We start from the raw sequence: 14,637 nt of genomic DNA on the forward strand, positions 1-14,637 counted from the left end.
AAAACTACTGCGCCGTCATGCCGTCGTCGGCCGTGATGATGGCGCCGTTGATGAAGTGGGCCTCTTCCGCCGCCAGCAGCAGCAGCAGGCCGTCGAGGTCTTCCGGGCGGCCCGGGCGCTTGCGGGGCAGCATGTCGATCAGCTTGCGTCCCTGCTCGGTGTCGAAGTAGTCCTCGTTCATTTCGGTCGCGATGTAGCCAGGGCAGATGGCGTTCACGTTGATGCCGTACTTGCCCCACTCCACCGCCATCGCCTTGGTCATCTGCACCACGCCGGCCTTGCTCATGCAGTAGACGCCGATCTGGGGCAGCACGCGCAGGCCGGCCACCGAGGCGATGTTGATGATGCGGTGCTGCTTGCGCGGGTCGCCCTTGGCGCGCTGGATCATGCGCTTGGCGGTCTGCTGGGCGACGAAAAAGGCGCCGCGCAGGTTGGTGTCCATGATGTAGTTGTAGTCGTCCTCGCCCACGTCCAGCAGGCGCTGGGTGCTCGACACGCCCGAGTTGTTCACCAGGATGTCGATCGGGCCGGCCTCGGTCTCGGCGTGCGCGATGGCCGCCTTGATCGAGCCCAGGTCGGTCACGTCCAGCCGCACCACATGGGCGGCGCCGCCCTCGGCCTCGATCTCGGCGCGCAGCTCCTTGAGCCGCTCGACCCGGCGCGAGGCCAGCACGACCTGGGCCCCGGCCCCGGCCAGCGCCTTCGCGAAGCGCGCTCCCAGGCCGCTCGAGGCGCCGGTCACCATGGCGATCTTCCCTTCGTAATTGACTTCGATGCCCACGCGGCTCCCCTTCTTGTGCAATTGCGATGCCGTCATGATTACACAAATCATCAGTATTAGATTGCCCCATCTAATAATGTCCGTAAAATGGCGGCCAACATTGCATTCGGCAGTGAAAAAGTGCACACTCGTGCTTAAATTTTCTAACTATTATTAAAAAACCATGACTGAGGCAATCAACCTTCTCGAACAATACGGACCGCGCGAAGCCATGGAGTACGACGTGGTCATCGTCGGCGGCGGCCCTGCCGGCTTGTCCGCGGCGATCCGGCTCAAGCAGCTGGCTGCGGAAAAAGGCCAGGAGGTCTCCGTCTGCGTGCTCGAAAAAGGCGGCGAGCTGGGTGCGCACATCCTCTCCGGCGCGGTCATGGACCCGATCGCCCTCAACGAGCTGATCCCGGACTGGAAGGAAAAAGGCGCGCCGCTGAACACCCCGGTCACCGAGGACCAGGTGCTGTTCCTCACCGAGACCAAGGCGCTCCGCACGCCGAATTTCATGGTCCCGAAGATGCTGACCAACCACGGCAACTACGTGATCTCGCTGGCCAACGTGGTGCGCTGGCTCGGCACGCAGGCCGAAGCCCTGGGCGTCGAGATCTTCCCGGGCTTCCCGGCGGCCGAAGTGCTGTACAACGAGGACGGCTCGGTCAAGGGTGTCGCCACCGGCAACATGGGCGTCAAGCGCGACGGCGAGCCGGGCGGCGACTTCCAGCTCGGCATGGAGCTGCACGCCAAGTACACCCTGTTCGCGGAAGGCTCGCGCGGCCACCTCGGCAAGCAGCTGATGGCCAAGTATGACCTGAACAAGGGCAAGGATCCGCAGACCTACGGCATCGGCATCAAGGAACTGTGGGAGATCGACCCGGCCCTGCACAAGCCGGGCCTGGTGGTCCACACGGCCGGCTGGCCGCTCGACAACGACACCTACGGCGGCTCCTTCCTGTACCACCTGGAGAACAACCAGGTGGCGGTCGGCTTCGTGGTGGGCCTGGCGTACCAGAACCCCTACCTGTCGCCCTACGAGGAATTCCAGCGCTACAAGACGCACCCGGAAATCCGCAAGTACTTCGAAGGCGGCAAGCGCATCTCCTACGGCGCGCGCGCCATCACTGCAGGCGGCTTGCAATCCCTGCCGAAGACCGTGTTCCCGGGCGGCGCCCTGATCGGCTGCGACGCGGGCTTCCTGAACACCAGCCGCATCAAGGGTAGCCACGCCGCGATCAAGACCGGCATGCTGGCCGCGGATGCCGCGTTTGCCGCGCTGGGCGAAGGCCGCCAGCACGACGAACTGGCGTCCTACCCGGCCGCCTTCGAGCAGTCCTGGCTGCACGAAGAACTGCACGTGGCGCGCAACTTCAAGCCGTGGATGAGCAAGGGCCTGTACCTCGGCACCCTCATGACCGGCATCGACCAGATGGTCTTCCGCGGCAAGGCGCCGTGGACGCTGCACCACAAGCACGCCGACCACGAGTGCCTGAAGCCGGCCTCGCAGTTCCAGCCGATCGCGTATCCAAAGCCGGACGGCAAGCTGACCTTCGACCGCCTGTCCTCGGTGTTCATCTCCAACACCAACCACACCGAAGACCAGCCGGTCCACCTGACGCTGAAGAACCCGAACATTCCGGTGGACGTCAACCTGGCCAAGTATGCGGGTCCGGAACAGCGCTACTGCCCGGCCGGCGTGTACGAATTCGTGAAGACCGACGAGGGCAAGGACCGCCTGCAGATCAACGCGCAGAACTGCGTGCACTGCAAGACCTGCGACATCAAGGATCCGACCCAGAACATCGTCTGGGTGACGCCGGAAGGCGGCGGCGGCCCGAACTACCCGAACATGTAAGGGCCGCCATGCGCTCTCCCTGCATGTTGCTGGCCGGCGCCCTGGCGCTGGCCTTCCCGCTTGCCGTCCAGGCGGCCGACGACGGCCTGCGCGCGACGGTCCTGCTCGACCACCTGCACGGGGTCGACGCGAACGTCACGTACCTGAAGGCGAGCGGCCAGGAGCTCAAGCTCGACGTTTACCTGCCGGACGATCGCGGCGCGCAGCCGCGTCCCGTGGTGCTGCGCTTCCATGGCGGCGGCTGGGTCGCGGGCAGCCGCGAAAGCTCGGCGCTGTCGGTGCTGCCCTGGATGCAGATGGGCTTCACGGTGGTGAACGTCAGCTACCGGCTCGGCAATACCGCATTGGCGCCGGCGGCGGTCGAGGACACGCTGTGCGCGCTGCAGTGGGTCGGCCTCAACGCCAAGAAGTACAACTTCGACCTGTCCAAGGTGGTCACGACCGGCAATTCGGCCGGCGGCCACCTGGCGCTCGCCACCGCGATGATCCCGGCCGATTCGCCCTTTACCCACCAGTGCGCGGCCAACGAACCCACCTGGAGCGGGCCGTACCGCAACCCCGCGCCGAAGGTGGCGGCCGTGGTCAACTGGTTCGGCATCACCGACGTCGCCGACATGCTGCAGGGGCCGAACCAGCGGTCCTATGCGGTGGCCTGGTTCGGCAGCCTGCCCGGGCGCCAGGAACTGGCGCGCGCGCTGTCGCCGCTGAGCTACGTGCGCGCGGGCGGACCGCCCGTGTTCACGGTCCATGGCGACGCCGACCCGCTGGTACCGTATGCGCACGGCGTGCGCCTGAAGGCGGCGCTGGACAAGGCCGGAGTGAAGAACGTGCTGTACACCGTCAAGGGTGGCGGGCACGGCGGATTCGCGCCCGCCGAGCAGGTGGCCGCCTTCGAGGCGGCACGCGACTTCCTGCGCGGCCTCGGTATCGCACCGGCGCAGCCCTGAGTCGTTCCCGGTCGCCGGCCGCCGCATCCCATGCGGCGGCGCCCCGTTTGCGCCAAACAGCCTAAGATGAGACTTCCATCACATCTGACGCAAGGAGGCGAGCATGCCTGAAAACAAGGATGCCGGCGACCGGAGCCTGAGCGACGTCCAGCTCGACGATTTCGACGTGAACCGCCAGCGCGAACGGCTGGAACGCAGCCGGCCCGACCATCTGCAGACCGACCGGCATCCCGGTTCGCAACAGTCGGCGGAGCAGCCTCCCAAGCCGCCTTCCGAGCGAGACAAGCGCTAGCCTTCCCTTTTTTACTGATGACTTTGTGCGAGCTGTCCTACGGCAGCTCCTCCGCCATTCCGATTGCCCGTTCCTGCCAGAGGTCTATGATCGGGACATCGGCACTCAAACAAGGAGAACCGTATGGGTGAAAACAAAGGACATGGCATCAAGGGGCCGCGCCACGACAACGACGTGGACGAGCTCGGCAGCAACACCGCGAGCGGCACGGTCGCCCAGGGCGACAGGCAGCAAACGGGACAGCAGCAACAAGGTAACAAGCAATCGGGACAGCAACAGGGAAGCCGGCAGTCGGGCCAGCAGGGGAATCGGCAACACGGTGGTCAACATGCCTCCGGCGGTACCCCGGCACTCGACGACCTGGGTTCCCGCCAGGGCGAATCCGCCCAGGAGGCTTCGCAGGCCTGGAGCCAGGACCAGGGCGACCAGCAGCGCGGCAATCGTTGAACCCGGGCGCTTCAGGCGCGCATCACCTCCCAGCGACGCGCACCGGCGCGGGCCACGGCCCCACGGTGCGCGTCGCTTTTTGGTGCGGACGCAAGCATGCTCCTGGACCATTGCGTGCGACCGGTCCTACGTGACAGCCGGGTCCAGGCTGATTGCGAGTGTCGGCCAGAGGAGTAAGATGGTTGCTCACTTACCGAAGCAAGGAGACGATCATGGTACAGAAACAGTCGATGCCGGATAAGCAAGTGAACGATCCGATGAAGGACCTGACCGCCACCGCAGGCCAGGGAAAGCAGTCCGGCCAGCAACAGGGCAGTCAACAATCCGGCCAGCAACAGGGCAATCAGCAGTCCGGCCAGCAGCAAGGCGGCCAACAGTCGGGCCAGCGCCAGCAGGGCAGCCAGCAATCGGGCCAGCAGGGTAGTCAGCAGCACGGCGGCCAGCACGCCTCCGGCGGCACCCCGGCGCTGGACGACCTGGATCAGCGCCAGCAGGGCGAAAGCGCGCGCCAGGCATCCGAGGCCTTCGACCAGCAGAACAGCGAGCGCGACAAGCGCTGAGCCATCCCACCCCGGACGGCGCCGCGTTCAGCGCGCGGCGTGCGCCCGGTTCAGGCGCCGCTCCGCGCGGCGCTGGATCGCTTCGAAGAACAGGCTCAGGGCCCAGTAGATGCAGGCCGCCGCGATGTAGAGCGGCAGCGGCTGGAAGCTCACGGCGATCACTTCCTTGGTGGCGAGCATCAGCTCGGTCATGGTGATGACCGACACCAGCGAGGTATCCTTGATCAGGCTGATGAGCGTGTTGCTCATCGAGGGCACCGCAATGCGCAGCGCCTGCGGCAGCACGATGTGCTGCAGGGTCTGCCAATAGCCCAGGCCCAGGCTGAAACTGGCGCGCCACTGCCCTTCGCTTACCGCGCGGATCGCGCCGCGCAAACTCTCGGACAGGTAGGCGCCCGCATTCAGGGACAGCGCCAGCACGCCCGCCGTGACCGGCGTGAATTCGATACCCACGCTCGGCAAGCCGTAGTAGATCACGAAGATCTGCACCAGCAGCGGCGTGCCCCGCATCACGCTGACGTAGAGGCTGGCCGGCAGGCGCACGGCCGCCCACGCCGAGATCCGCATCAGCGCGACCGGCACGCCGATCGCCAGCCCGCCGATCATCGAAGCCAGCGCGAACAGCAGGGTGTAGCCGGCGCCGGTGAGCAGGGTCGGCGCCGCTTCGCGCAGCAGCGCGATCAGTTCCACGCGGTCGTTCCCGCAAACCCAATCATTGGGCCGGACGGCTGGCGTCGGTGCCGAACCACTTGAGCGACAGGGCCTTGAGGCTGCCGTCGTTGGTGGCATCGAGCAGAATCTTGTCGACCGCCGCCTTGAACTGCGGGCTGCCCTTGCGGAAGGCGATGCCCATGCGCTCGGGCGCGCCGACGCGGGCGCCGGCCTTGATCGGCAGCTGCGAATTCTTCAGCAGGTAGGCCACCATCAGGCTGTCGTTCAGGGCCGCGTCGATGCGTCCGAAGGCCAGGTCCTGCAGGTTCTCGGGCGCCGCCGGGTAGCTCTTGACCTCGATGCCCGGCACCGCCTTGGCCTGCTGCTCGAACACGCTGCCCTGCCCCACCCCGATCTTGCGGCCTTTCAGGTCGTTCAGGCTGGCGTAGCTGGCGCGGTCGTTCTTGCGCACGATGAGCTGCGGGAAGGAATACGTATAGGGACGCGAGAAGTCGAAAGCCTGTTCGCGCCTGGGCGTGATGCCGACCTGGCTGACGATCACGTCGTACTTGCCGGCGGCCAGGCCGGCCAGGATCGCCGCCCACTCGGTGGTGACGAATTCGGGCTTCAATCCGAGCTTGCCCGCCACCAGGCGCGCGACGTCGACGTCGTAGCCGGCCAGCTGGCCGTTTTTCGGGTCTTTGAAGTTGAATGGCGGGTAGGTGCCTTCCATCGCGATGCGCAGGGTACCGCGCGCCTTCGCGTCGGCCAGCAGGTCGGCTGCGTGGGCCGGGCGCGGCGCCAGGGCCGACAGCGAGGCCGCGAGCGCCAGGCCAAGGAAGGCACGGCGTGCCACGGTGTTCGGGTGCTTGCCCATCGAATTCGTCTCCATCCCTTGTTGAGCTGATCGTCAGCTCACTTTATAACCGAAACCCGGGCGGCCGGGAAGGCCGCGGGCCGGCAGCCGCCGCCGGCGTCTCAGTAGCCAGACCTGCGGCCGCGTGCGCCGAACGGATGGCCCACGACCAGGGTGGTGCTCAGCACCAGCGTCGACAGGCCGAGGATCAGCTGGACCAGGCGGTCGTCGGGTAGCACCCAGACCTGGCCGCGCGGCGGCTCGGCCCCGGTGGCGGCCACGATCAGCGGCGCGATCCAGTCGGCGTCGGGCTCGACGTCGAGGATCACGGCGTCGCCGGTGGTCTGCATGTAAACATTGCCGCCCTCGGCCAGCGAGAAGCAGATGCCGACGCCGGTCTCGGTGGGCTTGACCAGCTCCTGCAGCGCGCGGTTGTGCTCATCGATCCAGAGTTCGACGTCCTGCGGGGTCTCGAGCGCGGTCCAGGGACGGGGACGGAAGCGCGGCGGAGGGGATTCGGGTGGCAGATTCATGTGATGCGGGTAAAAGCGGAACGAGCCCTATTTTACGTGGCTTGCGGGATTTTTACGTGGCAGTATCGCCCTTCCGCTGCATTTGCACCAGACACAAGAAAGGAAGCACGCTTGAAGGTTTCCCTCCCCCTGCTGTTCGCCGCGCTGTTCGGCGTCCCTTGCCTGGCCGGCAGCGCCGCCGCGGCGCCACCGGGCGCCCTCGCCGCGCCCGCCTATGCGCTCGAGAACACCGAAGTGCGCGCCATCCGCGCCAGCGGCCTGCGGCGCGACTACCAGCTCTTCGTCGCCCTGCCCGACTCCTACCGCGAGGGAAGCAGGCGCTATCCGCTGCTGTTCGTGCCGGACGCGAACTACGCCTTTCCGCTCACGCGCAGCATCGCCTCGCGCCTGCACAAGCATGCGGGCATGGAAGAAGTGATCGTGGTCGGCCTGTCGTACGCAACCGGCGAAGGCGGCGTGTACAGCCGGCGCCGCGACTACACGCCCAGCGTGCCGCGCGGGCACAGCTACCGGTCCGACATGCCGGGCCGCGCGCCGGCCTTCGGCGAGGCCGCGGCTTACGGACGCTTCGTGGTCGACGAGGTCTTCCCCTTCATCGCACGCCACTACCGCGCCGACATGCAGCGCAAGATCTTCGCCGGCCACTCCTACGGCAGCCTGCTCGGCCTGCAGATCATGCTGGAGGCGCCGCGCAGTTTCGAGCACTACATCCTGGGCAGCCCCTCGCTGTGGTTCGACGCCGGCATCATGTTCGAACGCGAGCAGGCCTACGCCGCGCGGCACAAGGACTTGCCGGCCTCGGTCTACTTCGGGATCGGCGGACGCGAGACGCTGGCGCCGGGAAAGCAGCGCGCGCGTTCGGAAGACGATGCCGACATGGTCGCGGACCTGCGCGAGTTCGAGCGCCAGCTCAAGGCGCACCGTTATCCGAACCTGAAGACCGGCCTGACGGTGTTCGAGGGCGAGGACCACGCCAGCGTGTTCCCCTTCGTGCTGACGCGCGGCCTGCGCGCGTACTTGCGCTCACCCTAGCGCTGATCCCGCCAGGCGGCCGACCAGGATCAGCGACACCGGCTTGCCGTTGTGCGGATGCAGCGGCTCGCGCATCTCGACCACGCGCAGGCCGTGTTCCTCGAACAGCGCCAGCCAGCTCGAGACGGTACGGAAGTACCAGGGCGCCGGGTCGGCAAAGTCGCTGCTGAAGCCGGCCCAGCTGCCGTCGCGCCAGCCGTCGGCATAGGGCGCGTCGCCGCAGGCCATCAGCGGATGCACGGTCTGCACCAGCAAGTGCCCGCCCGGCCGCAGGTAGCCGGGCGCGGCGCGCAACAGGCCGCGCACGGCGGCATCGCCGATCAGCGAAAAATTACAGACCGCGACGTCGGCCGCCAGTTGCAGCGCGCCGGCCGCGATTTCTTCGTAGCTCAGCTGGCGAAACTCGCCGCCGCCGGCCTCGCGCGCCCGCGCGACCAGGCCGGCGCTGGCGTCCACGCCGACCATGGCAACTTCCGGCAGCGCCCGCACCAGCCAGCCTTCGCCGCAGCCGAGATCGACGCCGGTGCGCGGTGCGCGTGCCCGCACCGCCTCGACGATGGCCGCATTGGTCGCCAGCACACGGGATGCGATCTCGCCGCCACGCACCGCCGCGGTCCAGGGATCGGTATTGCGCGACCATGAGGCGATGATGGAGGCGTCGGAATGGACAGTGCTTCGGTCGGTCATGTGGGCTCCTCGGTTTTCCGTATTATCGCCCAGGCCGGCGACTAGTCGACTTCCAGCGTGACCAGGCGAACCTCGACCCGGTCGCCTTCGACCAGCAGTTCTCCCACCGAGATCGGCAAGGTGAAGCGGCGCCGCCCGGCGCTGCCCGGGTTCACGTAGAGCACGCCGCCGCGTTCCTGGCGCGCCGGCTTGTGCGAGTGGCCGGACACGACCACGCGCATGCCCTCGCCCGCCGGGTCGATCGGCAATTCCTTGAGGTCGTGGATGACGTAGATGGCGACCGCTCCCAGCCGCAGGATGGCGGTCTCGGGGATCGCGCGCGCCCACGGGCCGCGGTCGTTGTTGCCGCGCACGACGGTCAGCGGCGCAATGGCCTCGAGCGGCGCGAGAATCTCGGGACCGGTAACGTCGCCCGCGTGGATGATATGGTCGCTGCCCCGCAGGAAGTCGAGCGCCTGCGGGCGCAGCAACCCGTGCGTGTCGGAAATCAGCCCGACGCGCATGCCGCTCAGGTCGAGCGCTTGCTGCCGGCCATCTTGGCCGTGGTGTAGATCGAGTACAGCGCCGCCAGGCCCACCACCACGTAGACGATGCGGGTCGCCGGACTGCCCGTGCCGAAGATGGTGGCGACCATGTCGACGTCGAACAGGCCGACCATCGCCCAGTTCAGGCCGCCAACAATCAAGAGGACCATCGCCAGGTAGTCGAGCGCCGACATGGCGGGGCGCTGGTGGGCGCGCACCGCCGTGCGCCGCTCGCCCATCGTCCTGCGGTCCATGCTTGGGGTATTCATCGTAGCCATCATTCCCTCCCTGGAAGAGCACGCCAATCGACCAGGGCAGCCGCCCTGGCCTTGACAAGTCCATATTAGCGGAAGTTCGACGCCCGCACGCACGCGTAGGGCGCGCCGGCATCAGCCCTTCCAGGTGCGGTTCAGCCCGGTGTCCGCATGGATCCAGCCGCCCTTCGGGCCGGAACGGTAGTAATAGCCGACGCCGCCCTGGCGGAAGCTGCGGATCAGGCCGCCCAGCACTTCCTCGTTCAGGCTGGCGATGCGGATGTCGGCGGCCTTGCCGACCATGTGCAGCGACTTGCGCGCGGCCGGGACGCCCTCCTCGACCAGGCGCTTGTTCGAGGCTTCGGTGCGGTAGCCGGACAGGATCTCGAGCGGCTGGGTCATGCCGTAGCGCGCGATGAAGGCCTGGGTGCCCCACAGGATTTCGAACAGCTTGGGATCGATCGGCGCGGTCGCCCGGCCGTTCACGTCGCGCAGGATATGGCACAGCTCCTGGTAGGCGGAATCGATGACTTCGCCATCCTTCCAGTACAGCACCCTGGCGCGCTCGCCGCTTTGCGGGCGCACTACCGAGAGGGTGCGCGGCTTGACCCAGAAGTCCAGGTCCAGCAGTTGTGCATCGAACAGGTCGGGCGGGGGTTGCAGGTCGGTGCTCTGGGGCGCTGCCGCGGCCGCGGCCGGGGTGAGGACTTGGGCGCCGAGGCCCAGGGCGCACAGGCGGGCGCCCTGCTGCAGGAAATCTCTACGTGAAGCCATCGAGGAACTCTAACTCATCCAATCGGGGCGCTTACTATATCGCAAGCTTCCCGAGGAAAAAAGGAGTGTTCGTCATTGTGTTGCAAGCACACGCTTGCCGGATGCAGGACGCCGGCTCATCCGCTGCAGTTGCAGAAACGCTTGCGCGCCGCGGCGCCGGCCCCGGTGTCGCAGGCGCCGGCATCCAGTTGCTTCCACAGCAGGTCGCATTCGAGGCCGAAGCAGGAGGTGTCCTTGCCCGCGTTCACATAACCCAGGCGCGCGAAGAAGCCGCTCGCGCTCGCCGGGCTGTGCAGGTGCAGCTTGGTGATGTTCCAGGCGCGCGCCTGCTCCTCGGCCGCGGCCAGCAGTGCGCTGCCGATGCCGCTGCGCAGAACTTGCGGCGCCACGTAGCACAGCGCCACCTTGCCGGCCTGGTTCAGCAGGCACAGGCCGAGCAGCTCGCCCGGCTTGCCGTCCACCTGCTCGGCCACCAGGGCGTGATTGCTCTGGTTGGCGAACCAGGCGCCGACATTGGCCGCCGTCTTGTTGCCGAGCCAGGCCTCCAGCACGGCGGGCCGGTCCTGGTGGTCGGCCTTGCAGCCGACCTCGATCGAGCGGCGCAGCAGCGCGCAGGCGGCGGGAGCATCACCGGGTACCGCCTTGCGAATGTCAAGAACCATGGACATCAAACATCAATCACTATGCAAAAAATAACGGGTCAAACCCGCGCCGTCGGGCGCAATGGCTGGGCACGACTATACCCGAAAGGCCCCAAGCCTGCTGTGGACATCCGTATTCCGGCCGGCCTCGCGCAAGCCGCTGCCGGCCGGCGCCACTGCCCTGCTCAGCAGTACTAAGCATATGACGAAAGTATTGTTCCGTATTTTGAGCAAGGGAGGGATGATGCATCTTGTCACCACCAGATTTTGAAAAGCGAGCACATATGACCCTGACTTCCCCGCGCATTTCGTCGATTCGCCGCCTGCTGCTGGCCCTGTCGCTGGGCGCGGCGCTGCCCTTGTCGGCCGGCGCCGCCACGACCGAACTGCTGAACGTTTCCTACGACGTGGCGCGCGAGTTGTACAAGGACATCAACCCGGCCTTCATCGCCGCCTACAAGCAGCAGACCGGCCAGACCGTCAGCATCAAGCAGTCGCACGGCGGCTCGAGCAAGCAGGCGCGCGCCGTGGCCGACGGCCTGGAAGCCTCGGTTGTGACCATGAACCAGGCCAACGACATCGACATGCTGGCCGACCGCGGCCTGGTGGCCAAGGACTGGGCGAAGAAATTCCCGAACAATGCGGCGCCCTACTATTCGACCATGGTCTACCTGGTGCGCAAGGGCAACCCGAAGAAGATCCGCGACTGGGACGACCTGGCGCGTCCCGGCGTGCAGGTGATCATCCCGAACCCGAAGACGGCGGGCAACGGCCGCTATACCTACCTGGCGGCCTGGGGCTCGGTGCTGAAAAAAGGCGGCAACGAGGCCCAGGCGCGCGAGCTGGTCGGCCGCATCTTCAAGAACGTGCCGATCCTGGACGCCGGCGGCCGGGCCGCCACCACCACCTTCACCCAGCGCCAGATCGGCGACGTGCTGGTGACCTTCGAGAACGAAGTGAGCATGGTGCGCAAGGAATTCGGCGACAACTTCGAGGTGGTCTACCCGCGCACCTCGATCCTGGCCGAGTCGCCGGTGGCCGTGGTCGACAAGGTGGTCGACCGCCGCAATCAGCGCAAGGAAGCCACCGCTTACCTGAACTTCCTGTACTCGCCGGCCGGCCAGGAAATCGGCGCCAAGCATTACCTGCGTGTCCGCTCGGATGCGGTGATGAAGAAATACGCCGCCAACTACAAGCCGATCCAGCTGTTCACCGTGGATGAACTGTTCGGCGGCTGGCGCAACGCCCAGAAGCGCCACTTCGACGACGGTGGCGAGTTCGACAAGATCTACCAGTCGAAATAAACTGCCCGAACAAGCCCTGCCCCGAGCAGGGCTTGTTGTTTCCTGAGACGGAAATGCGGGCGAGCTGACGATTCTCATGGACGTAATACCACGAGAATCGTTAATCTGGATAAAAATTCCCGTTCACAAGCCCGATTTTGCCTGTGCGCCATAGACATGCATCAGGCTTGATGCTATCTTCCAACTACTGTAGTTGCCCTACAGCTAGATAGTTGACTGCGCGCTTCTTACGCCGCGCCCTTCGCTCAACACAACCCACTCCTGAACCCGACAATGCTCAAAAAATTGTTTGCCACCGTATTGATGTCGTTTTCGGCTGCCGCAATCGCGGTGCCGTTCGGCTCCCAATCGGTGCTCGTGGTAGAAGATGACACCGGCAAGATTTTGCTGGAAAAGAACGCGGACCGTGTGGTCCCGATCGCGTCGCTCACCAAGCTGATGACTGCCATGGTCGTGCTCGACGCCAGGCTGGACATGGACGAGCTGATCGAAATCGACCGCAGCGACGTCGACACCTTCAAGCACAGCAGCTCGCGGGTGCCGGTCGGCGCCCTGATCTCGCGCCGCGACGTGCTGCAGCTGGCCCTGATGTCCTCGGACAACCGCGCCGCCGCCGCGCTGGCACGCACTTATCCGGGCGGCACCGAAGGCTTCAAGGCCGCGGTCAAGCGCAAGATCGCCGCCCTGGGCATGAGCCAGACCGTGATCGAAGAGCCCACCGGCCTGTCGCCGCACAACCGCTCGACCGCGGGCGACCTGGTCAAGATGGCGACGGCATCAAGCAGGTATGCCGAGATCACCCGCATGACCACCGAGTCGAAGGACCTGATCAACATCAACGGCCGCGAGGTCGAGTATCGCAACACCAACCGCCTGGTGGGCGCCAAGGGCTGGGACATCGGCCTGTCGAAGACCGGCTACACCTCGGAAGCCGGCCGCTGCCTGATCATGAACATCAAGGCCGCCGGCAAGAACGCGACCATGATCCTGCTGAACGCGAATGCCTCGTCGGCGCGCATCCTGGACGCGCTGAATATCCGCCGCTTCATCACCGGCGAAGAAGCGCCGGTGCGCGTGGCGAAGGCCGCGAGCCGCGGGTCGCGCTTCAAGGCCTCGTCGAGCCGTGCCCGGATCAAGGCCAGCGCCGGCAGCAGCAAGGTCAAGGCGGTCAAGAAGCGCAGCAAGGTCAAGGTGGTGCCGAAGCGCCGCAAGAAATAACTCTGTCTTTGTGCAGATAGCAAGGGGCCGCCAGGCCCCTTTTTCGATCCGCCGGCGGCCAGCTTCAAGGCTTCGATTCGGGGCCTGCTTGGGCACGGCGGGCTGCGGCCGGCGCCGGTGCCGGCGGCAGGACCGTGTCCCACAACGCCCCGCTCAGGTCCCGCACCAGGTCGTCCGTGTAGGCCGCCGGCGGCGACTGCATCGCCACCACCCGCCAGGCCCTGCCGTCCACCTCGACGATGCGCAGTTGCACCCGTTCCGGCCCCTTCTTGTGCTGCCCCTTACCGACCCAGGACTGTCTGCCGCGGAAGGCGGAAAAATAGCTCTCGGCCAGCTCGAAGCGGTCGGCCAGCCGGTCTTCGAGCGCCGCCGCATCCTGCCTCAGGGCCGAGCTGCGCACGCGGTCGTGCGCGAACAGCACCACCGCGTGGCCGCTGTGCTGGGTAAACAGGTGCTGCGGCGCGCCATCGGGGCCGGTGCGTAGTTCGTGCCGCCATTGCGCCGACACCGCGGCGGCGCGACCGGTGGCCGGGTTGTGCCAGGCATACGGCGGCGCCTCCAGCATGGCGGTCGTCTCCTGGCTGTCCTGGCGGTCCATGGCGTCGAGGGCGACGATGGTCGCGAACAGGCCGGCGAAGGCGACGGCGAACACGCCCCTGGCCAGCCGGCCGATCGGCCGCGCGCGCACCAGGAAATCGTTGAGGTCGTAGCTGGCCTGGACGCCCCGGCGCAGGCGCAGGCCCTGGCGCGCCATGGTGAACAGGCTGATGGCCGGCAGGCCCAGGGCCAGGCCGGCGCGCCACATGCGCAGGTTGCGCCCGAGCAGCTCACGGAAACCGGGAGCGCGGCCGTCGACCGTGAGGATGCGCAGGCCGAGCAAGGCCTTGCCCGGCGTATTGCCGGCCAACGCGTGCAGCGCCGCGTCCAGCAGCAGGCCACCCGGCACGCAGGCCAGGCCGAACAGTTTCCAGCCGAAGGGCGTCTCGAGCCAGCGCAGGAAGGCCGGCGAGGTATGGCTGAGGACGTAGCCGAGCGCGCCGGCGACCAGCCCGGTCTGCCACCAGACGTCGAAGCTGCGGGCGAACCAGCGCGCCCAGGCGCCGGCTGGCTCGTCGTCCGGCAGGTCGAACTGCGGCACGCAGGGGACGCGCGGCGCCACGCGGTTGGCGGCGTCGTGGAAAAGCAGTACCGTCTGCTGATCGATTGGCTTCATGGCAGCTGCACGAGCGAGTGAAAATTTCGAAGGGAATATTGTTTATTTACACGAAAATGCTTCCTGGGACTTTGTTCTTGTTA

General features: G+C 66.7%; 18 protein-coding genes. 8 read left to right on the top strand and 10 right to left on the bottom strand.

All coding sequences use genetic code 11. The annotated features are described in order from the left end of the window. Window positions 1-4: 4 nt before the first annotated feature. Window positions 5-781 carry an SDR family oxidoreductase gene (locus AB3347_RS18970; protein WP_369093265.1) on the bottom strand — a complete coding sequence of 259 codons (777 nt, stop codon included), beginning with the start codon at window positions 779-781 and terminating at the stop codon, window positions 5-7. A gap of 163 nt (window positions 782-944) precedes the next feature. On the opposite strand from AB3347_RS18970, the gene AB3347_RS18975 reads away from it, so the two are divergent. The 5 genes from AB3347_RS18975 (at window position 945) to AB3347_RS18995 (ending at window position 4,867) form a co-directional block, all read left to right on the top strand. Beyond that, on the top strand, window positions 945-2,621 hold the full coding sequence (locus AB3347_RS18975) for an electron transfer flavoprotein-ubiquinone oxidoreductase (RefSeq protein WP_369093266.1): 1,677 nt from the start codon (window positions 945-947) through the stop codon (window positions 2,619-2,621). Window positions 2,622-2,629: 8 nt separating this feature from the next. Then, complete coding sequence (locus AB3347_RS18980) at window positions 2,630-3,568, top strand: alpha/beta hydrolase fold domain-containing protein (RefSeq protein ID WP_369093267.1); 939 nt, start codon at window positions 2,630-2,632, stop codon at window positions 3,566-3,568. Window positions 3,569-3,671: 103 nt separating this feature from the next. Next, complete coding sequence (locus AB3347_RS18985) at window positions 3,672-3,860, top strand: hypothetical protein (protein WP_369093268.1); 189 nt, start codon at window positions 3,672-3,674, stop codon at window positions 3,858-3,860. Window positions 3,861-3,983: 123 nt separating this feature from the next. Next, window positions 3,984-4,307, top strand: coding sequence for a hypothetical protein (locus AB3347_RS18990; RefSeq protein WP_369093269.1), 324 nt, complete (start codon window positions 3,984-3,986; stop codon window positions 4,305-4,307). 212 nt (window positions 4,308-4,519) lie between these two features. Continuing rightward, the gene (locus AB3347_RS18995; RefSeq protein WP_369093270.1) at window positions 4,520-4,867 is read left to right on the top strand and encodes a hypothetical protein; all 348 of its coding nucleotides are present in this window, start codon (window positions 4,520-4,522) and stop codon (window positions 4,865-4,867) included. 27 nt (window positions 4,868-4,894) lie between these two features. Here the strand turns inward: AB3347_RS18995 and AB3347_RS19000 are convergent, their stop codons facing one another. The 3 genes from AB3347_RS19000 to AB3347_RS19010 form a co-directional block, all read right to left on the bottom strand. Continuing rightward, a complete protein-coding gene (locus tag AB3347_RS19000) occupies window positions 4,895-5,557 on the bottom strand; it encodes an amino acid ABC transporter permease (RefSeq protein ID WP_369093271.1) in 663 nt (220 codons plus the stop codon). Between the two features lie 22 nt (window positions 5,558-5,579). After that, window positions 5,580-6,395: a transporter substrate-binding domain-containing protein gene (locus AB3347_RS19005; protein ID WP_369093272.1), complete on the bottom strand. Its 816-nt coding sequence runs from the start codon at window positions 6,393-6,395 to the stop codon at window positions 5,580-5,582. 101 nt (window positions 6,396-6,496) lie between these two features. Then, window positions 6,497-6,907, bottom strand: coding sequence for a hypothetical protein (locus tag AB3347_RS19010; protein ID WP_369093273.1), 411 nt, complete (start codon window positions 6,905-6,907; stop codon window positions 6,497-6,499). Window positions 6,908-7,018: 111 nt separating this feature from the next. Between AB3347_RS19010 and AB3347_RS19015 the strand changes: the two genes are divergently transcribed. Continuing rightward, window positions 7,019-7,939, top strand: coding sequence for an alpha/beta hydrolase (locus AB3347_RS19015; RefSeq protein WP_369093274.1), 921 nt, complete (start codon window positions 7,019-7,021; stop codon window positions 7,937-7,939). On the opposite strand, the gene AB3347_RS19020 is transcribed toward AB3347_RS19015, so the two are convergent. The 5 genes from AB3347_RS19020 to AB3347_RS19040 all read right to left on the bottom strand — a co-directional run bounded on the left by AB3347_RS19020 (window position 7,931) and on the right by AB3347_RS19040 (window position 10,846). Next, complete coding sequence (locus tag AB3347_RS19020; RefSeq protein ID WP_369093275.1) at window positions 7,931-8,626, bottom strand: class I SAM-dependent methyltransferase; 696 nt, start codon at window positions 8,624-8,626, stop codon at window positions 7,931-7,933. The genes AB3347_RS19015 and AB3347_RS19020 overlap by 9 nt on opposite strands. A gap of 41 nt (window positions 8,627-8,667) precedes the next feature. Continuing rightward, on the bottom strand, window positions 8,668-9,129 hold the full coding sequence (locus tag AB3347_RS19025) for a metallophosphoesterase family protein (RefSeq protein WP_369093276.1): 462 nt from the start codon (window positions 9,127-9,129) through the stop codon (window positions 8,668-8,670). Window positions 9,130-9,134: 5 nt separating this feature from the next. Continuing rightward, window positions 9,135-9,419, bottom strand: coding sequence for a DUF378 domain-containing protein (locus AB3347_RS19030; protein WP_369093277.1), 285 nt, complete (start codon window positions 9,417-9,419; stop codon window positions 9,135-9,137). 120 nt (window positions 9,420-9,539) lie between these two features. Continuing rightward, window positions 9,540-10,178, bottom strand: a complete 639-nt coding sequence (locus tag AB3347_RS19035) for a YcbK family protein (RefSeq protein ID WP_369093278.1) — start codon at window positions 10,176-10,178, stop codon at window positions 9,540-9,542. Between the two features lie 116 nt (window positions 10,179-10,294). Continuing rightward, on the bottom strand, window positions 10,295-10,846 hold the full coding sequence (locus tag AB3347_RS19040) for a GNAT family N-acetyltransferase (protein ID WP_369093279.1): 552 nt from the start codon (window positions 10,844-10,846) through the stop codon (window positions 10,295-10,297). A 257-nt stretch (window positions 10,847-11,103) separates the two neighbouring features. Between AB3347_RS19040 and AB3347_RS19045 the strand changes: the two genes are divergently transcribed. Further along, window positions 11,104-12,123, top strand: a complete 1,020-nt coding sequence (locus AB3347_RS19045) for a sulfate ABC transporter substrate-binding protein (protein ID WP_369093280.1) — start codon at window positions 11,104-11,106, stop codon at window positions 12,121-12,123. A gap of 273 nt (window positions 12,124-12,396) precedes the next feature. Next, complete coding sequence (locus AB3347_RS19050; RefSeq protein WP_369093281.1) at window positions 12,397-13,341, top strand: serine hydrolase; 945 nt, start codon at window positions 12,397-12,399, stop codon at window positions 13,339-13,341. Between the two features lie 64 nt (window positions 13,342-13,405). On the opposite strand, the gene AB3347_RS19055 is transcribed toward AB3347_RS19050, so the two are convergent. Further along, complete coding sequence (locus AB3347_RS19055) at window positions 13,406-14,554, bottom strand: RDD family protein (RefSeq protein WP_369093282.1); 1,149 nt, start codon at window positions 14,552-14,554, stop codon at window positions 13,406-13,408. Between the last annotated feature and the right edge of the window lie 83 nt (window positions 14,555-14,637).

Origin of the sequence: Massilia sp. X63, from assembly GCF_041023745.1 — a bacterium.
Lineage (GTDB): Bacteria > Pseudomonadota > Gammaproteobacteria > Burkholderiales > Burkholderiaceae_D > Telluria.

Bases quoted from the DNA above. Each gene is read 5' to 3' on its own strand.
- AB3347_RS19025 (WP_369093276.1), bottom strand. From the start codon at position 9,129: ATGCGCGTCGGGCTGATTTCCGACACGCACGGGTTGCTGCGCCCGCAG.
- AB3347_RS19010 (WP_369093273.1), bottom strand. From the start codon at position 6,907: ATGAATCTGCCACCCGAATCCCCTCCGCCGCGCTTCCGTCCCCGTCCC.
- AB3347_RS19040 (WP_369093279.1), bottom strand. From the start codon at position 10,846: ATGTCCATGGTTCTTGACATTCGCAAGGCGGTACCCGGTGATGCTCCC.
- AB3347_RS19005 (WP_369093272.1), bottom strand. From the start codon at position 6,395: ATGGGCAAGCACCCGAACACCGTGGCACGCCGTGCCTTCCTTGGCCTG.
- AB3347_RS18980 (WP_369093267.1), top strand. From the start codon at position 2,630: ATGCGCTCTCCCTGCATGTTGCTGGCCGGCGCCCTGGCGCTGGCCTTC.
- AB3347_RS19050 (WP_369093281.1), top strand. From the start codon at position 12,397: ATGCTCAAAAAATTGTTTGCCACCGTATTGATGTCGTTTTCGGCTGCC.
- AB3347_RS19045 (WP_369093280.1), top strand. From the start codon at position 11,104: ATGACCCTGACTTCCCCGCGCATTTCGTCGATTCGCCGCCTGCTGCTG.
- AB3347_RS18975 (WP_369093266.1), top strand. From the start codon at position 945: ATGACTGAGGCAATCAACCTTCTCGAACAATACGGACCGCGCGAAGCC.
- AB3347_RS19055 (WP_369093282.1), bottom strand. From the start codon at position 14,554: ATGAAGCCAATCGATCAGCAGACGGTACTGCTTTTCCACGACGCCGCC.
- AB3347_RS18985 (WP_369093268.1), top strand. From the start codon at position 3,672: ATGCCTGAAAACAAGGATGCCGGCGACCGGAGCCTGAGCGACGTCCAG.
- AB3347_RS18995 (WP_369093270.1), top strand. From the start codon at position 4,520: ATGGTACAGAAACAGTCGATGCCGGATAAGCAAGTGAACGATCCGATG.
- AB3347_RS19020 (WP_369093275.1), bottom strand. From the start codon at position 8,626: ATGACCGACCGAAGCACTGTCCATTCCGACGCCTCCATCATCGCCTCA.
- AB3347_RS18990 (WP_369093269.1), top strand. From the start codon at position 3,984: ATGGGTGAAAACAAAGGACATGGCATCAAGGGGCCGCGCCACGACAAC.
- AB3347_RS19035 (WP_369093278.1), bottom strand. From the start codon at position 10,178: ATGGCTTCACGTAGAGATTTCCTGCAGCAGGGCGCCCGCCTGTGCGCC.
- AB3347_RS19030 (WP_369093277.1), bottom strand. From the start codon at position 9,419: ATGAATACCCCAAGCATGGACCGCAGGACGATGGGCGAGCGGCGCACG.